General features: G+C 58.0%; 15 protein-coding genes. 6 read left to right on the forward strand and 9 right to left on the reverse strand.

Annotated elements, in window-relative coordinates; genetic code table 11:
* The 3 genes from DSM3645_RS22270 to DSM3645_RS22280 form a co-directional block, all read right to left on the reverse strand.
* Positions 1–1,345, reverse strand: a 1,345-nt coding sequence (locus DSM3645_RS22270) for an L-serine ammonia-lyase (RefSeq protein ID WP_040352928.1), incomplete at its 3' end; no start/stop codon positions are given.
* Between the two features lie 168 nt (positions 1,346–1,513).
* On the reverse strand, positions 1,514–1,900 hold the full coding sequence (locus DSM3645_RS22275) for a hypothetical protein (RefSeq protein WP_002654853.1): 387 nt from the start codon (positions 1,898–1,900) through the stop codon (positions 1,514–1,516).
* An 81-nt stretch (positions 1,901–1,981) separates the two neighbouring features.
* Entirely contained in the window at positions 1,982–2,422 is a 441-nt protein-coding gene (locus tag DSM3645_RS22280) for a thiol-disulfide oxidoreductase DCC family protein (RefSeq protein WP_002654854.1), read from the reverse strand.
* Between the two features lie 229 nt (positions 2,423–2,651).
* Between DSM3645_RS22280 and DSM3645_RS22285 the strand changes: the two genes are divergently transcribed.
* Positions 2,652–4,298: a hypothetical protein gene (locus DSM3645_RS22285; protein ID WP_002654855.1), complete on the forward strand. Its 1,647-nt coding sequence runs from the start codon at positions 2,652–2,654 to the stop codon at positions 4,296–4,298.
* An 82-nt stretch (positions 4,299–4,380) separates the two neighbouring features.
* Here the strand turns inward: DSM3645_RS22285 and DSM3645_RS22290 are convergent, their stop codons facing one another.
* A complete protein-coding gene (locus tag DSM3645_RS22290; protein ID WP_002654856.1) occupies positions 4,381–5,433 on the reverse strand; it encodes a M42 family metallopeptidase in 1,053 nt (350 codons plus the stop codon).
* 323 nt (positions 5,434–5,756) lie between these two features.
* On the opposite strand from DSM3645_RS22290, the gene DSM3645_RS22295 reads away from it, so the two are divergent.
* Genes DSM3645_RS22295 through DSM3645_RS22305 form a run of 3 tightly spaced genes read left to right on the forward strand, consistent with a single transcriptional unit; the run spans position 5,757 to position 10,101 of the window.
* Positions 5,757–7,058 (forward strand): homoserine dehydrogenase, encoded by a 1,302-nt coding sequence (locus DSM3645_RS22295; RefSeq protein WP_002654857.1) that lies wholly within the window; start codon positions 5,757–5,759, stop codon positions 7,056–7,058.
* Between the two features lie 12 nt (positions 7,059–7,070).
* Positions 7,071–8,273, forward strand: coding sequence for a cofactor-independent phosphoglycerate mutase (locus DSM3645_RS22300; RefSeq protein ID WP_002654858.1), 1,203 nt, complete (start codon positions 7,071–7,073; stop codon positions 8,271–8,273).
* 49 nt (positions 8,274–8,322) lie between these two features.
* A complete protein-coding gene (locus DSM3645_RS22305) occupies positions 8,323–10,101 on the forward strand; it encodes an aspartate kinase (RefSeq protein ID WP_002654859.1) in 1,779 nt (592 codons plus the stop codon).
* An 86-nt stretch (positions 10,102–10,187) separates the two neighbouring features.
* Here the strand turns inward: DSM3645_RS22305 and DSM3645_RS22310 are convergent, their stop codons facing one another.
* The 4 genes from DSM3645_RS22310 to cimA form a co-directional block, all read right to left on the reverse strand.
* Positions 10,188–11,129, reverse strand: a complete 942-nt coding sequence (locus tag DSM3645_RS22310; RefSeq protein ID WP_116344553.1) for an outer membrane protein assembly factor BamB family protein — start codon at positions 11,127–11,129, stop codon at positions 10,188–10,190.
* A 343-nt stretch (positions 11,130–11,472) separates the two neighbouring features.
* Positions 11,473–11,874 carry a bifunctional nuclease family protein gene (locus DSM3645_RS22315; protein WP_002654861.1) on the reverse strand — a complete coding sequence of 134 codons (402 nt, stop codon included), beginning with the start codon at positions 11,872–11,874 and terminating at the stop codon, positions 11,473–11,475.
* A gap of 126 nt (positions 11,875–12,000) precedes the next feature.
* A complete protein-coding gene (locus DSM3645_RS22320) occupies positions 12,001–15,081 on the reverse strand; it encodes a valine--tRNA ligase (RefSeq protein ID WP_085970183.1) in 3,081 nt (1,026 codons plus the stop codon).
* Between the two features lie 123 nt (positions 15,082–15,204).
* Positions 15,205–16,833: a citramalate synthase gene (gene cimA / locus DSM3645_RS22325; RefSeq protein ID WP_002654863.1), complete on the reverse strand. Its 1,629-nt coding sequence runs from the start codon at positions 16,831–16,833 to the stop codon at positions 15,205–15,207.
* Between the two features lie 877 nt (positions 16,834–17,710).
* Here cimA and DSM3645_RS22330 point away from each other — a divergent pair.
* Positions 17,711–18,589 carry a DUF1559 domain-containing protein gene (locus DSM3645_RS22330; RefSeq protein WP_002654868.1) on the forward strand — a complete coding sequence of 293 codons (879 nt, stop codon included), beginning with the start codon at positions 17,711–17,713 and terminating at the stop codon, positions 18,587–18,589.
* A gap of 51 nt (positions 18,590–18,640) precedes the next feature.
* Positions 18,641–19,042 (forward strand): hypothetical protein, encoded by a 402-nt coding sequence (locus DSM3645_RS28850; protein ID WP_002654869.1) that lies wholly within the window; start codon positions 18,641–18,643, stop codon positions 19,040–19,042.
* A 76-nt stretch (positions 19,043–19,118) separates the two neighbouring features.
* Here the strand turns inward: DSM3645_RS28850 and DSM3645_RS22345 are convergent, their stop codons facing one another.
* Positions 19,119–21,965 carry an FtsK/SpoIIIE family DNA translocase gene (locus tag DSM3645_RS22345; RefSeq protein ID WP_002654870.1) on the reverse strand — a complete coding sequence of 949 codons (2,847 nt, stop codon included), beginning with the start codon at positions 21,963–21,965 and terminating at the stop codon, positions 19,119–19,121.
* Positions 21,966–22,370: the final 405 nt, after the last annotated feature.

Genomic DNA, 22,370 nt, shown 5'->3' on the forward strand with positions numbered 1-22,370 from the left:
AACCGCCGCGCGACGTTTCTTTGTACTTCTTCGACATGTCAGCGCCGGTGCGCCGCATCACGTTGATCACGCGATCAAGCGAAACGTGGTGCGTGCCGTCGCCGTGCAGCGCCAAGCGGGACGCGTTAATCGCTTTGGCGGCGCCCATCGCGTTGCGTTCGATGCACGGGGCTTGCACTAGGCCGCCGATCGGATCGCAGGTCAGGCCGAGATTATGCTCCATGCCGATCTCGGCGGCTTGCTCAACTTGTTGCGGCGTTCCCCCTAATACCTCGGTCAGCGCGGCGGCCGCCATCGAACAAGCGACGCCCACTTCTCCCTGACAACCAACCTCGGCGCCAGAAATTGACGCGTTCTTCTTGTACAGCACCGCAATCGCACCGGCCGTCAGCAAAAAGCGGACGATCCCATCTTCGTTGGCCTGCGGACAAAACCGAGCATAGTAGTGCAGCACCGCCGGGATGATGCCGGCCGCGCCGTTGGTTGGCGCCGTGACCACGCGCCCACCGGCGGCGTTTTCTTCGTTGACGGCCATCGCGAACGCGTTGACCCAATCGAGCACCGAGAGCGGATCGTTGGCGCCGCCGTACCGTTTGATCAGTTCTTGCGACAAACCGTGGGCGCGCCGCTGAATCTTGAGCCCGCCTGGCAAAACGCCGGGGGTCGCGAGCCCTTTCTCCACGCACTTTTGCATCGCGTCCCAGATCCGCTTGAGACCCTCGCGAACCTCCGTTTCGGTCCGGAGCGACTTTTCGTTCTCCAGCATGATGCTGCTGAATGACATGCCGGTCTCTTGTGAAATCCGGAGCAAGTCGGCCGCTTTTTCAAAGGGATAGGGAGACGTTTCGGCGGCTTTCGGCGGACCTTGCGCCAGCTCTTCTTCTGAGACGACAAAGCCGCCGCCGATCGAATAGTAAGCGGTCTCTTGGAGGATCGCGCCGTCGGTAGCGACCGCCGTGAATTTCAGCCCGTTGGGATGCGCCGGCAGCGATTTGCGGCGGTGGAAGAGCAGATCGGTTTCGACATCAAACGGGATCTCGCGGAGGCCGGCCAGATTCAGCGTGTGCGACGCTTCGATCCGCTCGGCGGTGGGGACGATCGATTCGGGATCAACCGACTCAGGCGTTTCTCCCTCTAAACCGACGAGGACCGCTTTGTCGGTGCCGTGACCGATACCGGTCAGCGCGAGCGATCCAAAGAGTTCGGCCTGGAGTCGAGCGACGCTTTCTAGCTGGCCGGCTTGCGTTAGATCGGCCAAAAATCGATGCGCGGCCCGCATGGGCCCGACCGAGTGAGAACTGGAGGGCCCGATTCCAATCGTGAATAACTCGAAGACACTGATCATTTTCGCGCGACTCGCTTCCGCTGATAATTGTACGCGTCGGCCGGCTGCAGGCGACACATTCGTTATCAATCTGACGGAAGAACTACGGCGTTGATAGATGTGCTGGCGAAAGACTGGTAATTTCGCGCCAACAATCGTGAAAATGAACAATCGCGAAAAATCGACAGCTCAGTCCTTGCGCCTGCGCTGGGCAATTCCGGCGATTTTTTTGATCTTCTTCTGCTTTTTGAGGGTATCGACGATATCGGGAATCGGCTTGAAATCGTCGTCTGCCGACGATTGCTTGTAGTACTTGTCTTCCAGTTTCTCGATCTTATCGAGCGCGGCGTTACGAGCACTGTTGAGCGAGGTAAACCCGGTCATGAACTCGCGCAGACACGACTCGTGACCGGTCAGCTGTACGCTGTAGAGATGCCGGCGAATGGTCGTGCCGGACATACGGCGCTGAATCGACAACTGCCACGCTCCATGATGTTCGACCAAGGCGAGCTCGGTCCCCATGCGATGGGCGCGCACCGGCAGATCATCATGATCGCGCGAGCGAAAATCGAACATTAAGTCGGCTCCTTGACTGCCCCATCCCTGTACGAAATGAGCGGATAGTCAGATTACATCGGTGCTGGCGAATGCCGCTGACTAGTCGAAATGTATCTTGCAGGAATCACCCTCGCATTGATTCCGACCGAATCGATAGCGGATTCGTGCAAATTGACGATAGCAAAATGCCCAAATAGGCAGGCTGTAGGGAATATGCAACATCGGTGCAAAAATCCACAAGGAGGGGAGCTTGCGCGTTAGGTACCGAAAGGCCTCGGCGCCGCCGTGTCGCATTCCACTCGGCTCAACCACCAACATTTCGTCCATCAGCTGCTCATGCGTCAGGTCGCCGGCATAGTTGGTGATGCTCGGATCGTGCAGCGAAAGGTAAGAAAGCCGCCGCTTACCCCCCAAAAAGTCGAGCCAACGGACGCTCGCCGTACAAAAACGGCAATGCCCGTCGTAGATGACGACATCCCGACCCGGGGCCTCGCTGGGGGAAACCAGCGGCTGATCAGCGCTTTTATCGGTGGCCAACATCCGAGATCTCCTGGAAATTGGAGGAAACCATCCTCGCTGCTGCGGAGTCTAACTGACGGTTGCGAACTTCCCAAGCTTAGAACTGCGAGCAGCGCGGGCGCCGCAACGAAATTTCCCCATTTCGGTGGATATTTCGACACGAATTCCGGTAAACTCTTAGATGGAGCTTCTCGGCACGAATTACGAGAAATCCTCCTCTTTTTTCGCATCCCCACTTAGGTGCCTGACGATGGACAAACTGCAACAGCAAGTCGGCGCGGCGCGTTGGAGACTCAACGCACAGCAGTTTCTGGAGCGGCTCGTCTGGTCTTTGCTGTTCGCCTATCTCGTGGCGGCCGTCGCAATGGCCGTCCCCAAGATCTGGCCAATCGGCGTCGACGGCGACGTCTGGAAGTGGAGCTGGTTAGCCGGCGCCGCGGTTGTGGGTCTATTGGGCGCGGTCGGATGGACCTATCTCGTTCGCCGCAATGCACTGGAAGCGGCGATCGAAATCGACCTGCGTTATGGTCTGCGCGAACGGGTCTCCAGTTCGATGACCCTCGATCAAAACGAACGGGAGTCCACCTTCGGCAAGGCGCTGGTCACCGACGCCGTCCGTCGCGTCGAGCGAATCGATGTCCGGGAGAAATTCCCGATTCATACTTCGTGGAACGGATTGCTGCCGGTCTTGGTTGCTGCGATCGCGTTTATGGTCGCCATTTTTGTGCCTGACGCGCAGCCCGATCCCACCGCTGGCCAAGCGGTCGCCAGCAACATCGACCAGGAAAAGAAGATCGTCAAATCGACGACCGAAGAACTGAAAAAGAAGCTGGAAGAACGCCGTAAAGAAGCGGAAGAGAAAGGTCTAACCGACGCCAGCGAACTGTTCAAAAAGCTGGAAGAAGGGACCGACAAGATCGCCAAGAAGAAAGACGCCGGGCAAAAGGATACGCTGCTCGAGCTGAATGATCTGGCCAAGGCGCTCAAAGACAAAGTCAAAGAGCTCGGCATGTCCGAAATGCTGAAAGACAAGCTGGAGGCGCTTAAGAACATCTCTAAGGGGCCTGCCGACAAGATCGCCGACGCGTTGAAAGATGGCGACCTGAAAAAAGCGATCGAAGAGATGAAGAACCTACAGCAGAAAATGGCCAACGGCCAACTCTCGAAAGAAGAGCAGCAGGCGCTGGGACAGCAGTTAAAAGAGATGGCCGACAAAATGAAGCAAATGGCTGACGCGCAAGCGAAAGCCAAAGCCGATTTGAAGCAGCAGATCGAACAACAAAAAGCGGCCGGCAATCAAGAAGCGGCCGAAAAACTGCAGCGTCAGCTCGACGAAATGGAAATGCAGAATGAGCAGATGGGCCGCATGGAGCAAATGGCCGAGCAATTAGGCGAAGCGGCCGAACAAATGCAGAACGGCAACATGCAAGAAGCCCAGCAACAGCTCAGCCAGATGACGCAGCAGTTGGAAGACCTGCAGGGTCAAATGGACCAGCTCGAAATGATGGATGAAGCGATGGATCAGATGATGGCCGCCAAAGAAGCGATGTGCAAAGCCTGCCAAGGAGAAGGCATGGACGGCATGGGTCAGATGGGACAAAGCCAACAGCCCGGCAACGGCATGGGCGAAGGCCAAGGTAAGGGAGATCGCCCTGAGGAAGAAACCGACACCGGTTTCTATGACTCGCAAGTTCGCGCCGACCCGAAAAAAGGAAAAGGCGTGATCGTCGATTACGTCGACGGCAAGAACATGGCGGGCAAAACGCTGATCGAAATCAAAGCAGCGATGTCGGCCGGTTCGTCGGAAGACGCCGACGCGATCGTCGAAAAACGACTCTCACGCGATCACGAGAAAAACGCCCAACAATACTTCGACCTGATCCGCGACGGCGGTTAATCTCCCGCTGCGTTCCCTCGAATCAAAAAAACAGGGCGTCCCAACTTGGGACGCCCTGCTCTGTTTCTTGCAACTTTTGGGCTTACGGACGGAAGTCGGCGTCCGCTTCGATCATCTCGGCGAACCGCGCCAACAGCGTCGCCGCGTTGTCGATATCCTCGAGCGAGACGACCTCGACGGCGCTATGCATGTAACGATTGGGGATCGCGACGCAACCGGCTGCGACGCCGGCTTGCGCCATTTGCAGCGCGTTGGAATCGTTTGACGCCGGCTTACCGAGCGCCGCCAACTGATACGGGATCTTGAACTCGTCGGCGGCGAGAATCAGTCGCTCGACGACCTTCGGGTTCATGTTCGGTCCGCGATAAATCACCGGACCGTTACCGAGCGTCACTTCCCCTTGCTGCCGCTTATCAATCGTCGGGCAATCGGTCGCATGCGTCACGTCAACGCCGATTCCCACATGCGGGTTGATGCCGTGGGCGCTCGTTTTCGCGCCTCGCAGGCCGATCTCTTCCTGCACGGTCGAAACGCTGAAGAGCGAGCAGTTCAGCTTGCCGGCGCGGCGCAGCGCTTCGAGCACGACCCACAGACCGGTCGTGTTGTCCATCTTCGGAGCGTTCGCCAGGCCGTTACGCATCTCTTGGAAACCGAGCTTGAGCGTGACCGGATCGCCGATGCGAACCAAGCTTTTCGCTTCTTCCTGATCCTTGGCGCCGATGTCGAGCCACAAGTCCTTCGCTGCAACGACCGTCTTCCGCTCTTCGTCGTTGAGCAGGTGAATCGGTTTGCGGGCAATCACCGCCGGAACGGGACCCGTCGAAGTCCAAATCATCATCCGCTGGCCAATCAACTGCTGCGGATCCCAGCCGCCGATCGTTTGGGCATAGATAAAGCCCAATTCGTCGATCTGGGTCACCAACATGCCGATTTGATCACAATGGCCGGCGTACATCACCCGCAGCGGCGCGCCGGTGTTCTTGGCGCCGATGACATTGCCGTGCAAGTCGGTGTCGACCGATTCGGCGATCGGCTTCAGATAATCGCGAACCAGATCTTGAACCGGCTTTTCGTAGCCAGAGGGACTGGGAGTATCGAGCAAACGCTTAAAGAATTCGAGCGGCGCAGATTCCATAACGTCCTTTGCAGACAAAAAAGCGAAGGGGCAAAGGTTCTATCTTAACGGCTCCGCGGAATCTCGACAGCACGATATACCCGGGCGATTTGCCGATGATTCCCCTGAGGTTCGGCGCCCGATCGGCTGGGGCGCGATTGCTACCGTGATTTCAAACGGTAGAGCGATCGCGGATTGGAGACCGCCCCCGGGATGATGCTTGAAAACCCCGAAACCTTTACCCTATAACAACTTTAGCCCGGTTGACGACGCCTGCCGCCGCCATCTACGATGAATGATTCGCTTTGATATCGCAGTCCGTCTGGGGAGTATCGCTTTTCGCCATGCCAAAAACGAAGGTTGCCATTGTCGGCGTCGGCACCGTGGGCGCCGGCGTTGCGCGCATTCTACTGGACCACGGCGATCGGACTGCGAAGAATGCAGGCACAACGCTCTGGCTAGAAAAAGCGGTCGTCCGCGATCTGAGTCGCCAGCGCGACTGTCAACTGCCTGACGGCGTGTTGACCGATGATCTGAACGAGATCATCAACGATCCCGAAATCCAAGTCGTCGCCCAATTGATGGGCGGTATCGAAGAAGCTCGCACGACGATGTTGCTGCTGCTGGAAGCGGGCAAAGATATCGTCACCGCCAACAAAGCATTGATCGCCGAACATGGGCCAGAGCTTTTCAGCCGCGCCCACGAACTGGGCCGCTCGATCGCTTTTGACGCGGCTGTCGCCGGCGGGATTCCGATCATCACCAACCTGACGCAATGCCTGGCGGCCAACCAGGTGACGTCGCTGGTCGGCATTTTGAATGGGACCAGCAACTTCATCGTTTCAAAGATGGAGGAAGATGGCGACAACTATCACGACGCCGTCCGCGAAGCGCAGCAGCGCGGTTACGCCGAAGCGGACCCGACGATGGATGTCGACGGCTCGGACGCGGCGCAAAAACTGGCGATCCTAGCGCATATCGCCTTTGGCGCGGCGATCGACTGGAAAGAGATTCCGCGCGTCGGCATCGATTCGCTCGACCCGGTCGACTTGCAGTTCGCCCTCGAACTGGGCTATCGCGTCAAACTGTTGGCGGTCGCCCGCATGACCGACAAGGGACTCGAACTACATGTCTCGCCGACGCTGGTCCGAATCGGTCGCCCCTTGGCCGAAGTTCGCGGCGCTTATAACGCGATCAGCGTGAGCGGCGATCAAGTAGGAGATCTGCTTTATCACGGACTGGGCGCCGGTCAACAGCCGACCGCTTCGGCAGTCGTCGCGGATTTGATCGATACGGCAGTGGGTCGTACGGCGCTGACGTTCCGTACGCTAAAGCTGTTCACCAGCCACAATCCGGATGTCGCGATCTGTTCTCCGGAAAAAATCGTCGGTCGCTACTACTTCCGCTTCCTGGTCGACGATCGTCCCGGCGTACTGGCCGAGATCGCGACGATCCTGGGGGAACATCATATTTCGATCGCGTCGGTCATTCAGCATGAGCCCGACTATGAAGGTGACAACGCCGTGGTCGCGTTGATCATCATGACCCATACCGCGACCGATGGCGACGCTGACGCCGCGCTGGAAGACATCGTCCGACTCGACAGCGTGCGAGCCGGCATCCGCAAACTTCGCGTCCAAGACTAAAGCGAGATAGCGATGAAATACGCCATCATTATTCCCGACGGTTGCGCTGACGAACCTCAAGAGTCGCTCGGCGGAAAATCGCCGCTAGCCGCCGCCAACACGCCCAACATGGACGCGATCGCCGCCGCCGGCGCCGTCGGCCGCGCCAACAACGTGCCAGAGCATTTGCCCGCCGGCAGCGACGTGGCGAATCTCAGCCTGCTAGGCTACAACCCGAACGAATACTTCACCGGCCGCGCTCCGCTGGAAGCGGCTGCCCAAGGGATCGCGCTCGCCGCCGAAGATTGGGCGATTCGCTGCAATCTGGTCACGGTGCAAGATCAGACGATGCGCAGCTTCACCGCTGGTCATATCACCAGCGAAGAAGCGGCCGAACTGCTGAAGGCCTTGCAAGAAGAACTAGGCGGCGATCTGCTCGAGTTCGTCCCCGGCGTCAGCTACCGCAATTTGTTGCTCTATCGCGGCGAAAAGTCGCCGGCGCCTTTCTCACAAGATACGCGGACGACGCCGCCGCACGATTTGACCGACAAATCGGTCGCCGATGATTATCCGCGCGGCCCCGGCAGCGACCTGTTATCGGAACTGATGAGCCGCAGCGTCGAGATCTTCGCTGATCATCCGGTCAACAAAAAACGAATCGCCGCTGGTAAACCGCCGGCGACCAACGTTTGGCTGTGGGGGATCGGTAAGCGCCCTGCATTAAAATCATTCCAAGACGTCTATGGTCGCAGCGGCAAGATGATCACCGCGGTCGACTTGCTGCGCGGTTTGGCCGCGCTGGTCGGTTGGGATCGGATCGAAGTTCCCGGCGCGACCGGCTATACCGACACCGACTACGCCGCCAAAGGGAAGTACGCGATCGACGCGCTGCCGACGACCGACATCATCTGCGTCCATGTTGAAGCGCCGGACGAAGCTTCGCATGAAGGGGACGCCGCCGCCAAGATTAAGGCGCTTGAAGAGATCGATCGCCACATTGTCGGTCCGCTTCACGAAGCGCTGAAAAAACAGGGCGACTACCGAATCCTGGTCACCCCCGATCATCCCACGCCGGTGCGCACCAAGACGCACAGTCACGGCTTTGTGCCGCTGACAATTTGCGGAAGCGGCGTCTCCGCCGATGAATATACGACGTATGACGAGGAAAACGCCGGACGATCGGCGCTATCGTTTGATGATGGCTGGCGCATGATGCGCCACTTCCTCGACAGCTAAACAGTCGAAATCGCCCCCTGCAGCTCTTGCCGAAAGGCCGAAACCCAACATGTCTTTGATTGTTCAAAAGTTCGGCGGCACCAGCGTCGCCGATTGTGACAAGATCGTCGCCGCCGCTCGCAAAGCGATCCGCGCTCAAAAAGAAGGTCACCAGGTCGTCATGGTGGTCAGCGCGATGGGCAAAAATACGGATGTCCTGGTCGACCTGGCCGCCCAAATCAACGAGCGACCTCCAGCGCGCGAGATGGACATGCTCCTCTCGACCGGCGAACAAGTCAGCGTGGCGCTGATGGCGATGGCCATTCATTCGCTCGGCGCCAAAGCGGTCAGCCTGACCGGCGCTCAGATCGGCATTCGCACCGACAGCACGCATACCAAAGCGCGGATCATCTCGATCGAAACCGAGCGTGTGAAAGAACTGCTGGCCGCAGGCAACATTGTGATCGCCGCCGGTTTCCAAGGAATCGACGAGAACCTGAATATCACCACGCTTGGCCGCGGCGGCAGCGACACAACCGCCGTCGCATTGGCGGCGGTATTGGACGCCGACGCTTGCGAAATTTACACCGATGTCGACGGCGTCTACACGACCGATCCGCGACTATTGGCCGAAGCGCGACGCGTACTGCAGATCAGCTATGACGAGATGCTGGAGCTCGCTAGTCTCGGCGCCGGCGTGATGCATAGCCGCTCGGTCGAATTCGCCAAAAAGTTTGGCGTGCCGATTCATGTTCGCAGCAGCTTTACCGACATCACCGGCACGATGATCGTCGATCAGCCCGAGTCGCTGACGCGCCCGGTCAGCGGCGCCGCGATGACCAAGAATGAAGCTCGCATCACGATCGAAGGGGTGCCTGATGTCCCCGGCATCTCGCACGAGCTGTTTCACAGCATCGCCACCAAAGCGATCTCGGTCGACATGGTCGTGCAAAACATCGGCGCCGACGGCCGCGCCAACATTTCGTTCACCGTCCCGCGTGAAGAACTGGATCAAACGCTGGAAGCGGTTCGCAACGCCGCGAACATCTTGCAGTACGCCAGCGTGGCGCACGACGAACAGGTCTCGAAGATTTCGGTTGTCGGGCTGGGGATGGCCGAGCAATCAGGCGTCGCCGACAAAATGTTCCGCGTCCTGGCCGACGCCAACATCAACATTCAAATGATCACCACCAGCGAGATCAAGATCTCGGTGCTGGTCTCGCGCGAAGACGCGCAGCGAGCGCTGGCTGCGGTTCACTCTGGTTTCCAACTCGATGTGACTCCCAGCGACGCGCCCGAGTCGGTCGCCGCCGTACCGCGCGAATGCGAACGCGACGCCGCCGAAGTCGTGTCGCGACTCCGCACGATGGAAGACCTGACGATCGACAGCATCGTGCTGGACGATTCGCAATCGGTGATCGCTCTGCGTCGCATTCCGGATCATCCCGGCATCGCCGCTCGCGTGTTTGAAGCGATCGCAGCCGAAGGAATTTTGGTCGATATGATCGTCCAAAACGTCGGACGCGGCGACGCGGCCAATCTCAGCTTGACGGTGCCGAAGGAAGATTGCGAACAGGCGCTGGTCGTCGCCAAAAAGATTGGCGCCGAACTGGGCGCCGAAGAGATCTTGTGCAAAGCGGACGCCGCCAAGCTTTCGGTCTCCGGCATCGGACTACGCAGTCACACCGGCGTCGGCATCCGCATGTTCCGAGCGCTCAGCGATTCGGGAATCAATGTGGAGCTAATCAACACGTCCGAAGTAATGGTCAACGTGATCGTCGAAGGCAAGCAAGGCCAAGCGGGCCTTGCGGCGCTCAACAAGGCGTTCGCCGACGTGCTGGTGTCTTAATCCGCCCACGCTGCTGACAAGAAATAGAGCAGGCCGAGATGTGCATGACATCTCGGCCTGTTTCGTTTTCTGCGTAGGAGTTCGCGTTAGCGAATCACGTCTCCTTGGACATCCAAGATCTGCGAATTGGGGACCGAGTTGCCGAAGCGATCGTATTGGTCAAACGTCCAAATTACCTTCTTCGTCTTCGGTTCGATCTCGACCAACAGCGGCTGACCAGGGCCAGCGTGGCAGTTGCCGATCACGTAGTTGCCGCCGGGCAATACTTCCAACGTGGTGACCCAGGCCAATGTGATGCCGGGCAAATCTTTTTGTTGCAGGCGCCAGACCACTTCTTTGTCGTGGTTGACTTCGATCACGCCGTGGCCGTTGCCGGTCGAGATGAGCGTGTTGCCGTTCTTCAAGCGAACTGCGGCGAAGCAAGCGTTGCCCCAAGCCTCGGGGCCATGGCCGCCGGCCGGCTGTTTGCCGAAGAGCGGTACGTCGTATTCCCAGACGACATCGCCGGTCTCGCCGTCATATTCGCGAACCTTGCCGTCTCCTTCCTGGCAAACCAGGTAGTTCCCATTTTCCAGCTTGCGAACCAGACGCGTGTCACGATGCGGGTGCGGGTTGTCGATGACCAGCTTGACTTCTTTCAGCAGCTTGCCGTCGCGATCGATTTCGATGATGCGGCCGATGCCAGATTCGGCGATCATCATCTTGCCGTCGGCCAGCGGTTGGAACGAATGGACTTCGATCGGTTTGCCGGCGTTGCCATTGGAGTTGGCGCAGTCGTATGACCAGTCGATCTTCTTTTGCAGCGGGTCGATCTCGACGATCTTCCGCATCTGCTCTTGCGCGAAGATGTGTCCGTTGGTGGTGACGTGGATGTCATGGATATCGTTGAACGGCATTTCCCATTCCACTTTTCCCTCGGCGTCGACAATGGCCAGTTTGCCGTTGCCTTGCGTCACCAAACGATGACCGGCAAAAGCGGGAAATGCGAATGCGACTGCGATCAGCAGCGAAAGAACGAGCCTGAGCATGAGCGGGCACTCCAAAGACGGGGGACATGGATCAACCGTCATCCTAGTCCCCTGGACGCGCGAAACAACCCGGCCGTTAAAGATCAAAATCGGGCGAAGCTTGGTTGCGAACCGTTGTGCGAAACGGCGCAGGGCGGGTGGAGCAAAACCGCGTGCAATTCCACCATCATCAACCAACCGGAACCGCAGACCACTTCTCCCACAAAATCAGCCGCACGGCGTTAGCCGCGGTTTCTGCTTAACCACAGTTTCTCGCCGATTGTTTGTCGTTATTAAGCGCGCATCAGAAACCGGAGCGAACGCTCTGCGGCTGATAATGTTCAAGAGAACGGCGGCGCCAAATTTAGGTCGACGATTCGTCCAACACGTGCTCTTCGACGTAGATCGGCAGATTGGGCTGATTGGTGACCGCGATCGCGATCGCGTCGGAAGGTCGAGCGTCGATTTCGATCAACTCTCCGTCCATCTTGATTCGCAGGTTGGCGAAATAGGTCCCCTGATTCAGATCACAGATGACGACGCTATCGAGCTCGCCCCCCATTTGATCGATGATGTTGCAGATCAAATCGTGGGTCAGCGGCCGCGGCGAAGCGAAATCTTTAACGCGGCGATGAATGCTGGTCGCCTCAAAGATGCCGATCATGATCGGAAACTGCCGATCGCCATCGACTTCTTTCAGGTAAATGACCTGCTGATCATTGATCTCGCTGATAATGATCCGCGAGAGTTCCATTTGGACCGGCATAGATGTTAGACCCAATGGTCGATACGCGAGGAGACGGGACAGGACGCGTCTCTATTATAGTGGGCAGACGATTGCGGCGACCAGAGCCAACGAAATTCGGTTGGCTGCGGACCACCGCGACGCGGACTACTTCTTCTGGAGCTTGACCAAGGCCGCTTCGACCGTTTGCAGCTCGCGCTGAGCGTTCTCGAGGCCTTCACGTTCTTTGGCGACCACGTCGGCCGGCGCTCGTTCGACGAAGCTGGCGTTGGACAGTTTCTTCTCTTTTCCGGTGATCATCCCCAGCAAACGCTCTCGCTGCTTCTCATTACGCTCGATTTCGGCGCCGATGTCGATGAAGTCTTTCAGGTCGACATAGACTTCCATTCCGGGCAAATCGATTCGCGCGTTGGTTTCGGGAATGGTCACCTGCTCTCCCCAACCGACGCTACGCGCATTGGCCATCGACGCGAAGTAGGCCTCCATCGATTCCAACAATTCCACCGTCTTCACGTCACAGCGGATGACAAACTCAATCATCTCGCGGGGGGCGATGTTTTGGCGACTGCGAATCTCACGCAGACTGGCCAGCGTCTCTTGGAACTTGGCGAACTGCGCTTCGATCTTCACGTCTTGCCAGGCCGGATCGATCTTCGGCCACTCGGCGATCATGATGCTGTCGGTCACTTCCGTCACTTCGGCCAAACCGCGGCGCGGCGCTAGTTGACCCAGCGATTGCCAAATCTCTTCGGTGATGAACGGAATCAACGGGTGAAGCATTCGCAGCAGCGAGTCCAAGACAAAGGTAATCACGCGCTGCGCGAGGGGACGCGAAGCTTCATTCGTGAAACGTTCCTTCGTCATCTCGAGATAGAAGCTGCAGAAGTTGTCCCAAGCAAAGTCATACAGGGCTCGAGCCGCGTCGGCGTAGCGATACGCCTCGAGGCAGCGCGTCATTTCTTCTTCCGCCGAAGCCAGGCGACTAAGAATCCAGCGATCTTCCAACTGCAAGTCGGCCTCAGCGACCGGCGCCGGCTCAAACCCTTCTAGATTGATCATCGTGAACCGAGCGGCGTTCCACAACTTGTTGCAGAAATTGCGACCGATCTCGAAGCGTTCGCTCACCACGGAGCCGCGCGGCAAGGCCTGGTCGGCTTCGCTTTGCGCCCATTGCGTTGAAAAGACGCCGGAGCACTTTTTGCACGTAATCGTGTGCTGCATGCGGTTCTTCTTGGTCTGATCGATCAGCGCCTCGCAGTGAGGACACTCAAACTGCACCGGCATCCGTACGTCTTGCGTTTCGGTCGTTAGATAAGCGAGACCGAAGCGGAGCGAGTCGGCGCCAAATTTCTCGATCACGTCCAACGGATCGACGCCGTTCCCCTTCGACTTCGACATCCGTTCGCCGGTCCCATCCAAGATGGTCGGGTGAATGAAGACTTCGCGGAACGGGATCTCGCCCATGTTGTTCAGACCGGCCAGCACCATGCGAGCGACCCACAACGTGATGATGTCGCGGCTGGTGATCAACGTACTGGTCGGATAGAAGTACTCCAGTTCCGGCGTTTGCTCAGGCCATCCCAATGTCGAGTGGGGCCAAAGGGCCGAACTGAACCAGGTATCGAGCACGTCTTCTTCCCGCACGAAACCAAGCTGCTCGTATTTGGCGGCCAGCGCGTCGTCATCTTCATTGATGCAGACGTGGATCATCGAATACGGCATTCCCACGCGCGCCGCGCCTTGGATGACGCCGGTCTTTTCGGCCGCTTGACGCTCCACATCCCTTTCGATCTGGTACGAAGCGCGGCCCGCCGCGATCTCGGGATCGGCGTCCAGCGTCGCGATCAATTTGTCATGATCTTCCTGCAGCTGACAGGTTTGCGACCAGATCGGAATCTGATGTCCCCACCACAACTGCCGACTGACGGGCCAGTCCCGTTTTTCGCTAAGCCAGTCGACGTATCCCTTGGCGTAGCGGGGCGGGAAGATCTTCACGCGGCCATCGGTCACGGCGTCCATGGCGCTTTGCGCCAAGTCATCCATACGAATGAACCATTGATCGGCCAGGTAGGGTTCGATCGGCGTCTTGCTGCGATCGGAATGGGCCAGATCGATCTCGCGATCTTCCACTTTGTCGAGCAGGCCGATGGCGTCAAGATCGGCCACCACGCGATCGCGGGCGTCATAGATCTTCAAGCCTTTGTACTGCGCCGCGTTCTCGTTGAGCGTTCCATCCGTATTCAGGATGTTGATCATCGGCAGTTCGTTCCGCACGCCCACTTCGTAGTCGTTCGGATCGTGGGCCGGCGTGATCTTCACACATCCAGAGCCCATTTCGGGCTTGGCCCACTCGTCGGCGATCAGCGGAATTTCGCGTTCGATCAGCGGCAACATCAGCTTGCGGCCGGCCAGCGCCATGTCTCGCAACACGATCAGCTGCGGCAACATCGTCCGGCGACGCTCGGTCAGTTGATCGAGTTCGGCCTGAATCTCCGCTTTCTCTTTGCCGGGCGCCGTTTTCAGCTTCTCGGTGAGTTCGGTCTCTAACTCGTCGAGCGCACGTTCCGGATCGGGATGCACGGCCACCGCCGTATCGCCCAACATCGTCTCGGGCCGCGTGGTCGCGATCGTCACCACCGGCGGCTCGCCGGGCTGCGGATCAATCACCGGATAACTGAAGTGCCAGAAGTGCCCTTGGGTCGTTTCGTGCGAGACCTCGTCGTCGCTCACCGCGGTCTGCAGGAACGTATCCCAGTTGACCAGGCGTTTGCCTTTGTAGATCAGATTCTTCGAGAAGAGGTCGAAGAAGGTGCTGCGCACGGCTCGGGCACACATCGGATCGAGCGTAAACCGCGTCCGATCCCAATCGCAGCTGCTCCCCATCCGCTTCAGCTGACCCAAGATGCGAGTCTCGTACTGATCTTTCCATTTCCAGATCCGCTGGACCATCTGTTCGCGGCCCAGATCATGGCGCGAAAGCCCTTCTTCTTCCAAGATCCGGCGTTCGACCACCGCTTGAGTCGCGATGCCTGCGTGATCGGTGCCTGGCACCCAGAGCGCCTCGAAACCCTTCATCCGCTTGTAACGGATCAGCACGTCTTGCAACGTGTTGTTAAGCGCATGTCCTAAGTGGAGCGCCCCGGTCACGTTGGGCGGCGGGATCACGATCGTATAGGGCGGCTTGTCGGAATTCACTTCGGCGTGGAAGTAGCCCCGCTCTTCCCACATCGGGTAGATACGTTGCTGAGCGGCCACAAAATCGAATCGATTCGGGAGATCTTTCGGATTGAAAGTCACAGCTTCCACTTTCTTTGGTCTCAAGCGTTATTTGCCCCGGGGATCAAGCGACGATTATTTCGCCGCTGTCGAATCGGCGCTGGCCCGCGCCGGCAACTTGCCCCGTTGCTCGTCTTTGTAAAGTTTGTACTCAATCGCATCGACCAGCGCGTTCCAGCTGGCTTGGATGATATTCTCGCTCACGCCGATCGTGCCCCAGACGTCGTTCTCGTCGGCGCTTTCGATCGTCACGCGAATCCGCGCGGCGGTGCCGGCCTCTTGATTCACCACACGCACTTTGTAGTCGACCAGATGCATCTCTTCGAGCGTCGGAAAGCAGCCGTTCAGCGACTTCCGCAGCGCTACATCGAGCGCCTGCACCGGGCCATCCCCTTCTCCTACTTCGTAGCGAATCTCGCCGTCGACCGAAACTTTGACGGTTGCTTCGGTCACCAGGTCGACCATCTTATGTTCGACCAGATCTTCGACTTCAACGTGATACTTGAGGATCTCAAAGTGAGGCTCAAAGACGCCGGCGACCCGTTTGACTAGCAGATCAAACGACGCTTCGGCCGCTTCAAACTGAAAGCCTTGATTCTCTTTGGCGACGACTTCGGCCAAGATCTTATCCATCAGCTCGCGGTCGTCCTGCAGGTTGTGCTTAGTCGTCAACGCGACAATGTTCGAGCGGCCTGACAATTCGCTTACCAGCACGCGACGTTCGTTGCCCACGCTCTGAGGATCGATATGTTCGTAACTGGACGCGGCGCGATTGATCGCGTGGACATGCATTCCGCCCTTATGTGCGAACGCGCTTTGCCCGACAAAAGCTTGATTGTTACGCCGGTTGACGTTGGCGGTGTCATAGACGAAACGGGATAGTTCGGTCAAATGCTGATAACCGGCGCCGCCGATCACTTCGTACCCTTTCCGCTTCAAGCCGAGATTGGCGATCACCGAAATCAGATCGGCGTTGCCGCACCGCTCGCCAAAGCCATTGATGGTCCCTTGCACTTGAACGGCGCCGGCGTCGACCGCGGCCAGACTGTTGGCGACCGCCAAATCGCCATCGTTGTGGGTATGAATGCCGACCGGCACGTTGAACTCGGTCAGCGCGGCGATCGCTTTGGCTGCGTACTCGGCGATCTCTTCCGGCAAACTGCCGCCGTTGGTGTCGCACATCACCACCATCCGGGCTCCGGCTTTGGCGGCGGCTCGAATCGTCTCGGCGGCGTACTCGGGATTCGCCTTCCAGCCGTCAAAGAAATGTTCGGCGTCGTAGATCACTTCCCGACCTGCGCCGACGATATAGGCGACCGAGTCGGCGATCATCGCCAAGTTCTCTTCCAGCGTCACCCGCAGCACATCGGTCACATGAAAATCATGCGTCTTGCCCACGATCGTCACGACCGGCGCGCCAGAGCTGACCAGCGCCTGCATGCCGGGATCATCGGCGGCGTTGATCCCTTTGCGGCGGGTCATGCCGAAGGCGCAGACCTTCGTGTGCTTTAGGTTCAGATCTTGAACGCGGCGGAAGTACTCGGCGTCTTTTTCATTCGACAGCGGGTATCCTCCCTCCACAAAATCAACGCCGATCTCGTCCAGCCGCTCCGTAATCGACAGCTTGTCCTGCAAAGAAAAGCTCACGCCTTCTCCTTGGGCGCCGTCGCGAAGCGTCGTGTCGTAGATCTCGATTTTTCTCATGAAGAAAGTCCCTGCTGGCGGCGGCATGCCGCTTGGGGTTCTGCGTTTGGAATGGAAACAAAAAAAGCTCTGAGGCCGCAAAGGGCTTCAGAGCTGTTGGATTCCGGTGATTCGCCGTTCCTCTAGCCAAGCCCACAGCGGCCCGGTACTACGATGCGTACGATCGTAATCGGTCCCTTCTGCGAGCCTACGGTGATCAGCGTGTTGGGCATTTCCCTGCACTCTTTTCAGGCTAGTGGCCGGTTTCTGCAACCTGCGGTGGAAGACGTAAGTCTAAAATTACCAGTATTCTATGTCAACCAGACGCACCCGCCGCTCGGGCGGTTCGCTGGCCATCGGGCATTCTATTTAGATCGGTCCAGCGGCGACGGAGATGGACGGTCGGGCGAAAACTTCGCATTTTGCCAATTCTACGGAGAAAACCGGAGCAACGCAGTCCCGCCGATGTGATGCGGCGAAGGATTGCATTAGCAATGCGACAACAAAGACGGTCCGCCGGACACTTGCACACCGCCCTAAAGAGCGGGTCTTCTCATTTCAAAAGACGGAGGCCCCGATGATTAGAAGGGGCAAGAACAAATAAAATGCATTCTTCTTGAGTTTCAACTTGAATTCCGTTAAAAAGACTGGGCTATCTCTAAAGAGACTCATCCCCTTGTTAAGCAGACAATTAGGTGGACAAAACCTTTTCTGCTAGCAGGCCTTCCATTCGCCTAATAAGCATTGGCTTGCGCGATCTCCGCAGATTTGGCGATTGAGTTCATTCTCCTTCGCCAATTTGATCGGCAACTTATCGAATTTGATCCTTTTCCCATTTTCACACGTCTTTTTCTAGACGTGCGGTAGTATCGTCATCTCTTCTTATCGAGGTACGCGTATGTCCAGATTTTCCCGTCGGCAGGGCGGCTTTACTTTGGTCGAACTGCTGGTCGTCATCGCGATCATCGGCGTGTTGATCGCCCTGTTGCTGCCTGCGGTGCAACAAGCTCGCGAAGCGGCCCGCCGCATGGCTTGCTCGAACAATTTAAAGCAGCTTGGTTTGGCGCTGCACAACTATCACGATACGCATCGCAACTTTCCGCTGGGCTGCCAGGGAAACTCGGAACGAACAGGCCTGCACGTCGCGTTGCTCCCGTTCATCGAACAAAACAACCTCTACGACCAGATGGATACCGCGATCAATTACGGCTCAGGCGTAAACGCGGTCGCATTAAGGACTCGGATCGACGGATATCTCTGTCCGAGCGGTACCGAGCCGATGGGCGACGACAACGATGAATATTTCACCACGCACTATTACGGCGTCATGGGTGCGAAAGGGACCAACCCGGCGACCGGCAGTTCCTATGAATTTGACGCCGGCAGCGACACCGCCTACGGCGGCTTCTCCAAGGTAGGAATCTTCTATCAAGGCGAATCCCGCGGCATGCACGAAATCTTGGACGGCACCAGCAATACGCTGGCTTTCGGCGAGATCTCTTGGGGCGATCGCAACGGCAAAGATACGCGCTATCGCCCCTGGTCGCGCGGCGGCCGCGTCGGATATTTCTCGGTAGGCGCCAAGAATGTGAACGATGCGATTAACTCGGACCAAACAGGCCGCTTTAACGACATGTCTTTCGGCAGCAGTCACCCCGGCGGAGCGATGTTCACTTTGGGCGACGCATCGGTTCGCTTCCTCGCGGAAACAATCGATCACGACACGTACTTGTCGGCGGCCAGTTGCAAAGGGGGCGAATCGCTTCCGCTCGACTAACGTCGTCGTTTTTGTTTGTTGCAACTCCTTCGCTACTCCATTGGTTCTGTTATGAATTACATTAGTTACGCGATCTGCGCCGTCATGGCGGTTACGCTTTTGACGGCCAGTGGTTGCGGCGCCGCGAATTCAAATGAATTCTCCGTTGCAGGCGTCGTGACGTTCAAAGGGGCTCCGGTGCCGCGCGGCACGGTGACGTTTAGCCCTGACTCGTCGCAAGGAAACTCTGGCCCAGCCATAACCACCGATATCGTCGACGGCAAGTTCGACACTGCCGGCGAACGATTCGGCATGACAGAAGGCGCCTATCGCATCCAGATTTACGGCTATGACGGCAACGCCAAGCCCGAAATGGAAATCCCCTTGGGGCGAGCGTTGTTCAACGCATACCGCACCGAAACGGAAATCACGCAGCAGAACGCCGGCGAGTTGACGTTTAGCGTCGCCAAGTAGAACGAACTCCGGCAAACCAGCGAAGGACGCTCATTGCGAGCGTCCTTTTTTTGAGGAGTGTTGAAGGAAGCCCGATTTAAGCCCTTTTCTGACGATCCTCTGCTTCCGGCTCGTCATCCTCTGCTTCTTCGTACTCCTCTTCCTCGTATTCTTCCTCTTCGTACTCCTCCTCTTCTTCGTCGCCGTCGGTCTCCTCTTCTTCGTACTCTTCGACTTCCTCCTCGTCCTCCGCTTCTTCTTCGTCGAACAGTTCGGCTTCTTCCTCTTCGTATTCCTCTTCCTCTTCTTCTTCCAGAGCCGGGACTGGTACGACCTTGTTGGATCGTTTCGCTTTCGAATCCGACTTCTTTTTCGGCGCGGCTTCGACCACGTCCTCTTCGATCTCGATCTTGGGGCTGAGACTCTCGCCTGACTTCATCTGCTCCCACTCGATCGCGGTGATCGTTACTTCGCGAGCCTGCGAACCGTTGTAAGGCCCGACGATTCCATCTTCGGCCATGAAGTCGATCAGTCGCGCTCCGCGACCATATCCGACTCCCAGCGCGCGCTGCAGCAGCGATACGCTGCCGCGCTGTTCGGCCACGATCACGTCAACGGCTTGCTCGTACAGTTCGTCCCGTTTCTTCATCTTGCTGGGGTCGGCCACCGCGCCGTCTTCGACCTTCAGTTGCACCAATTCTTTCACAAAATCCTGCTCGCCGGTGCTGACAAAGTCGACGACGCTGTTGATCTCTTCGTCCGACAGATACGTTCCCTGGCCGCGAAGCAGCGAGCTGGTGCCGGGCCAAAGGAAGAGCATATCGCCGTTGCCGAGCAACTTGTCAGCGCCCATTTCATCGAGCACGACCCGGCTGTCCGTACGGCTGGCGACCTGGAACGCCAAGCGGGCCGGCAGGTTGGACTTGATCAAACCGGTGATGACGTCGACCGTCGGTTTTTGCGTCGCGAGGATCAGGTGGATACCAACCGCTCGGCTCTTCTGCGCGAGACGGATGATATGCTGCTCGACCTCTTTACCGGCGGTCATCATCAAGTCGGCGATTTCGTCGGCGACGATGACGATGTACGGTAAGTTGGTCGGGACGCTCTTGCGATCTTCCTCGTCGCCGACTTCCAAACGTTCGTAGATCTCTTCAGCGCTCAACTGGTTGAAGACGGCCAAGTGCCGCACGCCGACTTTGGCCAACAGCTGATAACGCTCTTCCATCTTCTCGACCGCCCAGGCCAAGATCGCTTCGGCCTTTTTCATGTCGGTGACGACCGGATGCATCAAGTGCGGCAGCGTTTTGTAGCAGCTCAGCTCGACCATCTTCGGGTCGATCATCAACATGCGGACTTCGTCAGGACGCCGTGTCATTAGGATCGACGTGATCAGCGCGTTCAAACAGACCGACTTACCGGTACCGGTACGCCCCGCGATCAACAAGTGAGGCATCGACGCCAGATCAACCACCAGCGGATTGCCGGAGACGTCTTTCCCCAGGAAGATCGGGATCTTCATCTTGTTCGAGCGCGCGAGTCCCTCTTCCATCACCTCGCGCAGGCGAACCATCTGGCGTTCTTCGTTCGGCACTTCGATGCCGACCGTGTTTTTGCCGGGGATCGGCGCGACGATGCGAACGCTCGGTACGCGCAGTGCGATCGCCAGGTCATCGGCCAGGCCGGTGATTTTGGAAAGGCGCAGACCGGCTTCGAGTTCGACTTCGTACTGTGCGATGACCGGACCGGTTTCGATCTCGACCACTTTGACGTTGAAACCGAAGTTGGCGAACGTTTTCTCGAGGATCTTCGCCTTCTGGCGGACTTCTTTCTCTTGGGCCTCGTACGAAAACTCTTCGTTCTCGATCAGCAGATCGATCGGTGGGAGTTCGTAATGCTCGTGTTTCGGCCCATCGTCGGCGGCGGCGTTCAATTGGCTGATCACCGCGGCGCGATCGTCCTCTTTCGCCTTCTTCTTCGATTTGGTGTTCTTGACCGCCAAAGGATCGATTTCTTTGACAACTTTGTCGGCCAAGGTTTTGACCGGGATCGCTTCTTCTTCCAGCGCTTCCTCGTCTTCTTCCTCTTCTTCCCACTCCGACTCTTCGTCTTCGGCGGCGTCCTCTTCCGCTTCTTCTTCCCATTCTTCGCCGTCGGCTTCCGCTTCGTCGTACTCGGCCTCCTCCTCGTCGCCAGCTTCCACTTGGCGACCGCCGATGCGGATCGTCATCCCTTCGGTAATTTCCTCTTCGGCATCTTCTAGATCGGTTGCGGCGTCTTGCTTCTCTTTGCCAGCGGCCGGCAGCAGGTCTCCCTTCTTGCCGATCCGTTTGGCGACGATTTCTTTGCCCAGGACGGCGGTCTCGATTCCCTTTACGCCCACGACCATCGCCAAACGCAACAGTTCGTAGTCCGTGCAGAGGAAGAGTCCTACCGCGGTCACCGTCAGCGCTAGCAATGTTCCGCCGACGGCGGCAAAGTGTTGATGCAGCAGGGTCGCACCCAGCATGCCGAGGCCGCCCCCGGCGCCGGCCAAGGGGCCGGTTCCCATGCTTGGTGCATACATCGACGCGAGCGCCGTCAGCCCCGTCAGCGAAGCGAGCCAGCCGAACATCCGCAGCGCCGGCGCCGTGACTTCCAATCGCTTCAGCAAAATAAAATCGAGCGCTGCGAGCGAGAACAACAGGTAATAGGCGCCCAAGCCCCCTAAGCGGGAGTAGAGTAGGTCGGCCGCCAATGCTCCCATTCCGCCGCAGATATTATGAGCGCGCTCGGCCGGCGGGTAGACCACCAGATCGGGCTGATAAAGTTCGCTGACCGGCGAGGGAAGCGCAGGGATGGGATCGGCCGCGTTGTAGCTGACAAGCGACAACAGGAGAAACAAGACCGCCGCCGCCAAACCGATTGCGATCAGGTCGCGATGTAGGCTGCGATTTTCGAACATGGCGGGCGCCACTCCATTCTGGCCGACGACATGCCGTGCATGCCGCAAAGTCGCGGGGCGATCCCTGCCCGACAAATCCTGTTGGTCCGTCTCTCTCTATTTCGGCATTGCTAGCGATGCAAAATCAACGTCACCCAGTCGCGCGGCGCCGTTTCGCTGGTGAAAAGAATCAGGTAAGTCGGCAAGATCGATAGAATCGCTAAGAAGCGAAATAACGCATGGAGATGCGTAACGCCGCTTCTTCTTTGTAGCCCTTAACGTCATTATCAAATGGCGACTCTTCTAGGCCCAACGGCCCGCGCTAACATAGCCCGGGGTGGAGTCGTTGAAAACGACGCAGCCGCGGGAACTCGGCTTCGGCAGTCGCAACTTGTTCCATGCTAGGGCGCAGCGCAATGTCGCTTT

Source organism: Blastopirellula marina DSM 3645, from assembly GCF_000153105.1.
GTDB classification, from domain to species: Bacteria; Planctomycetota; Planctomycetia; order Pirellulales; family Pirellulaceae; genus Blastopirellula; species Blastopirellula marina.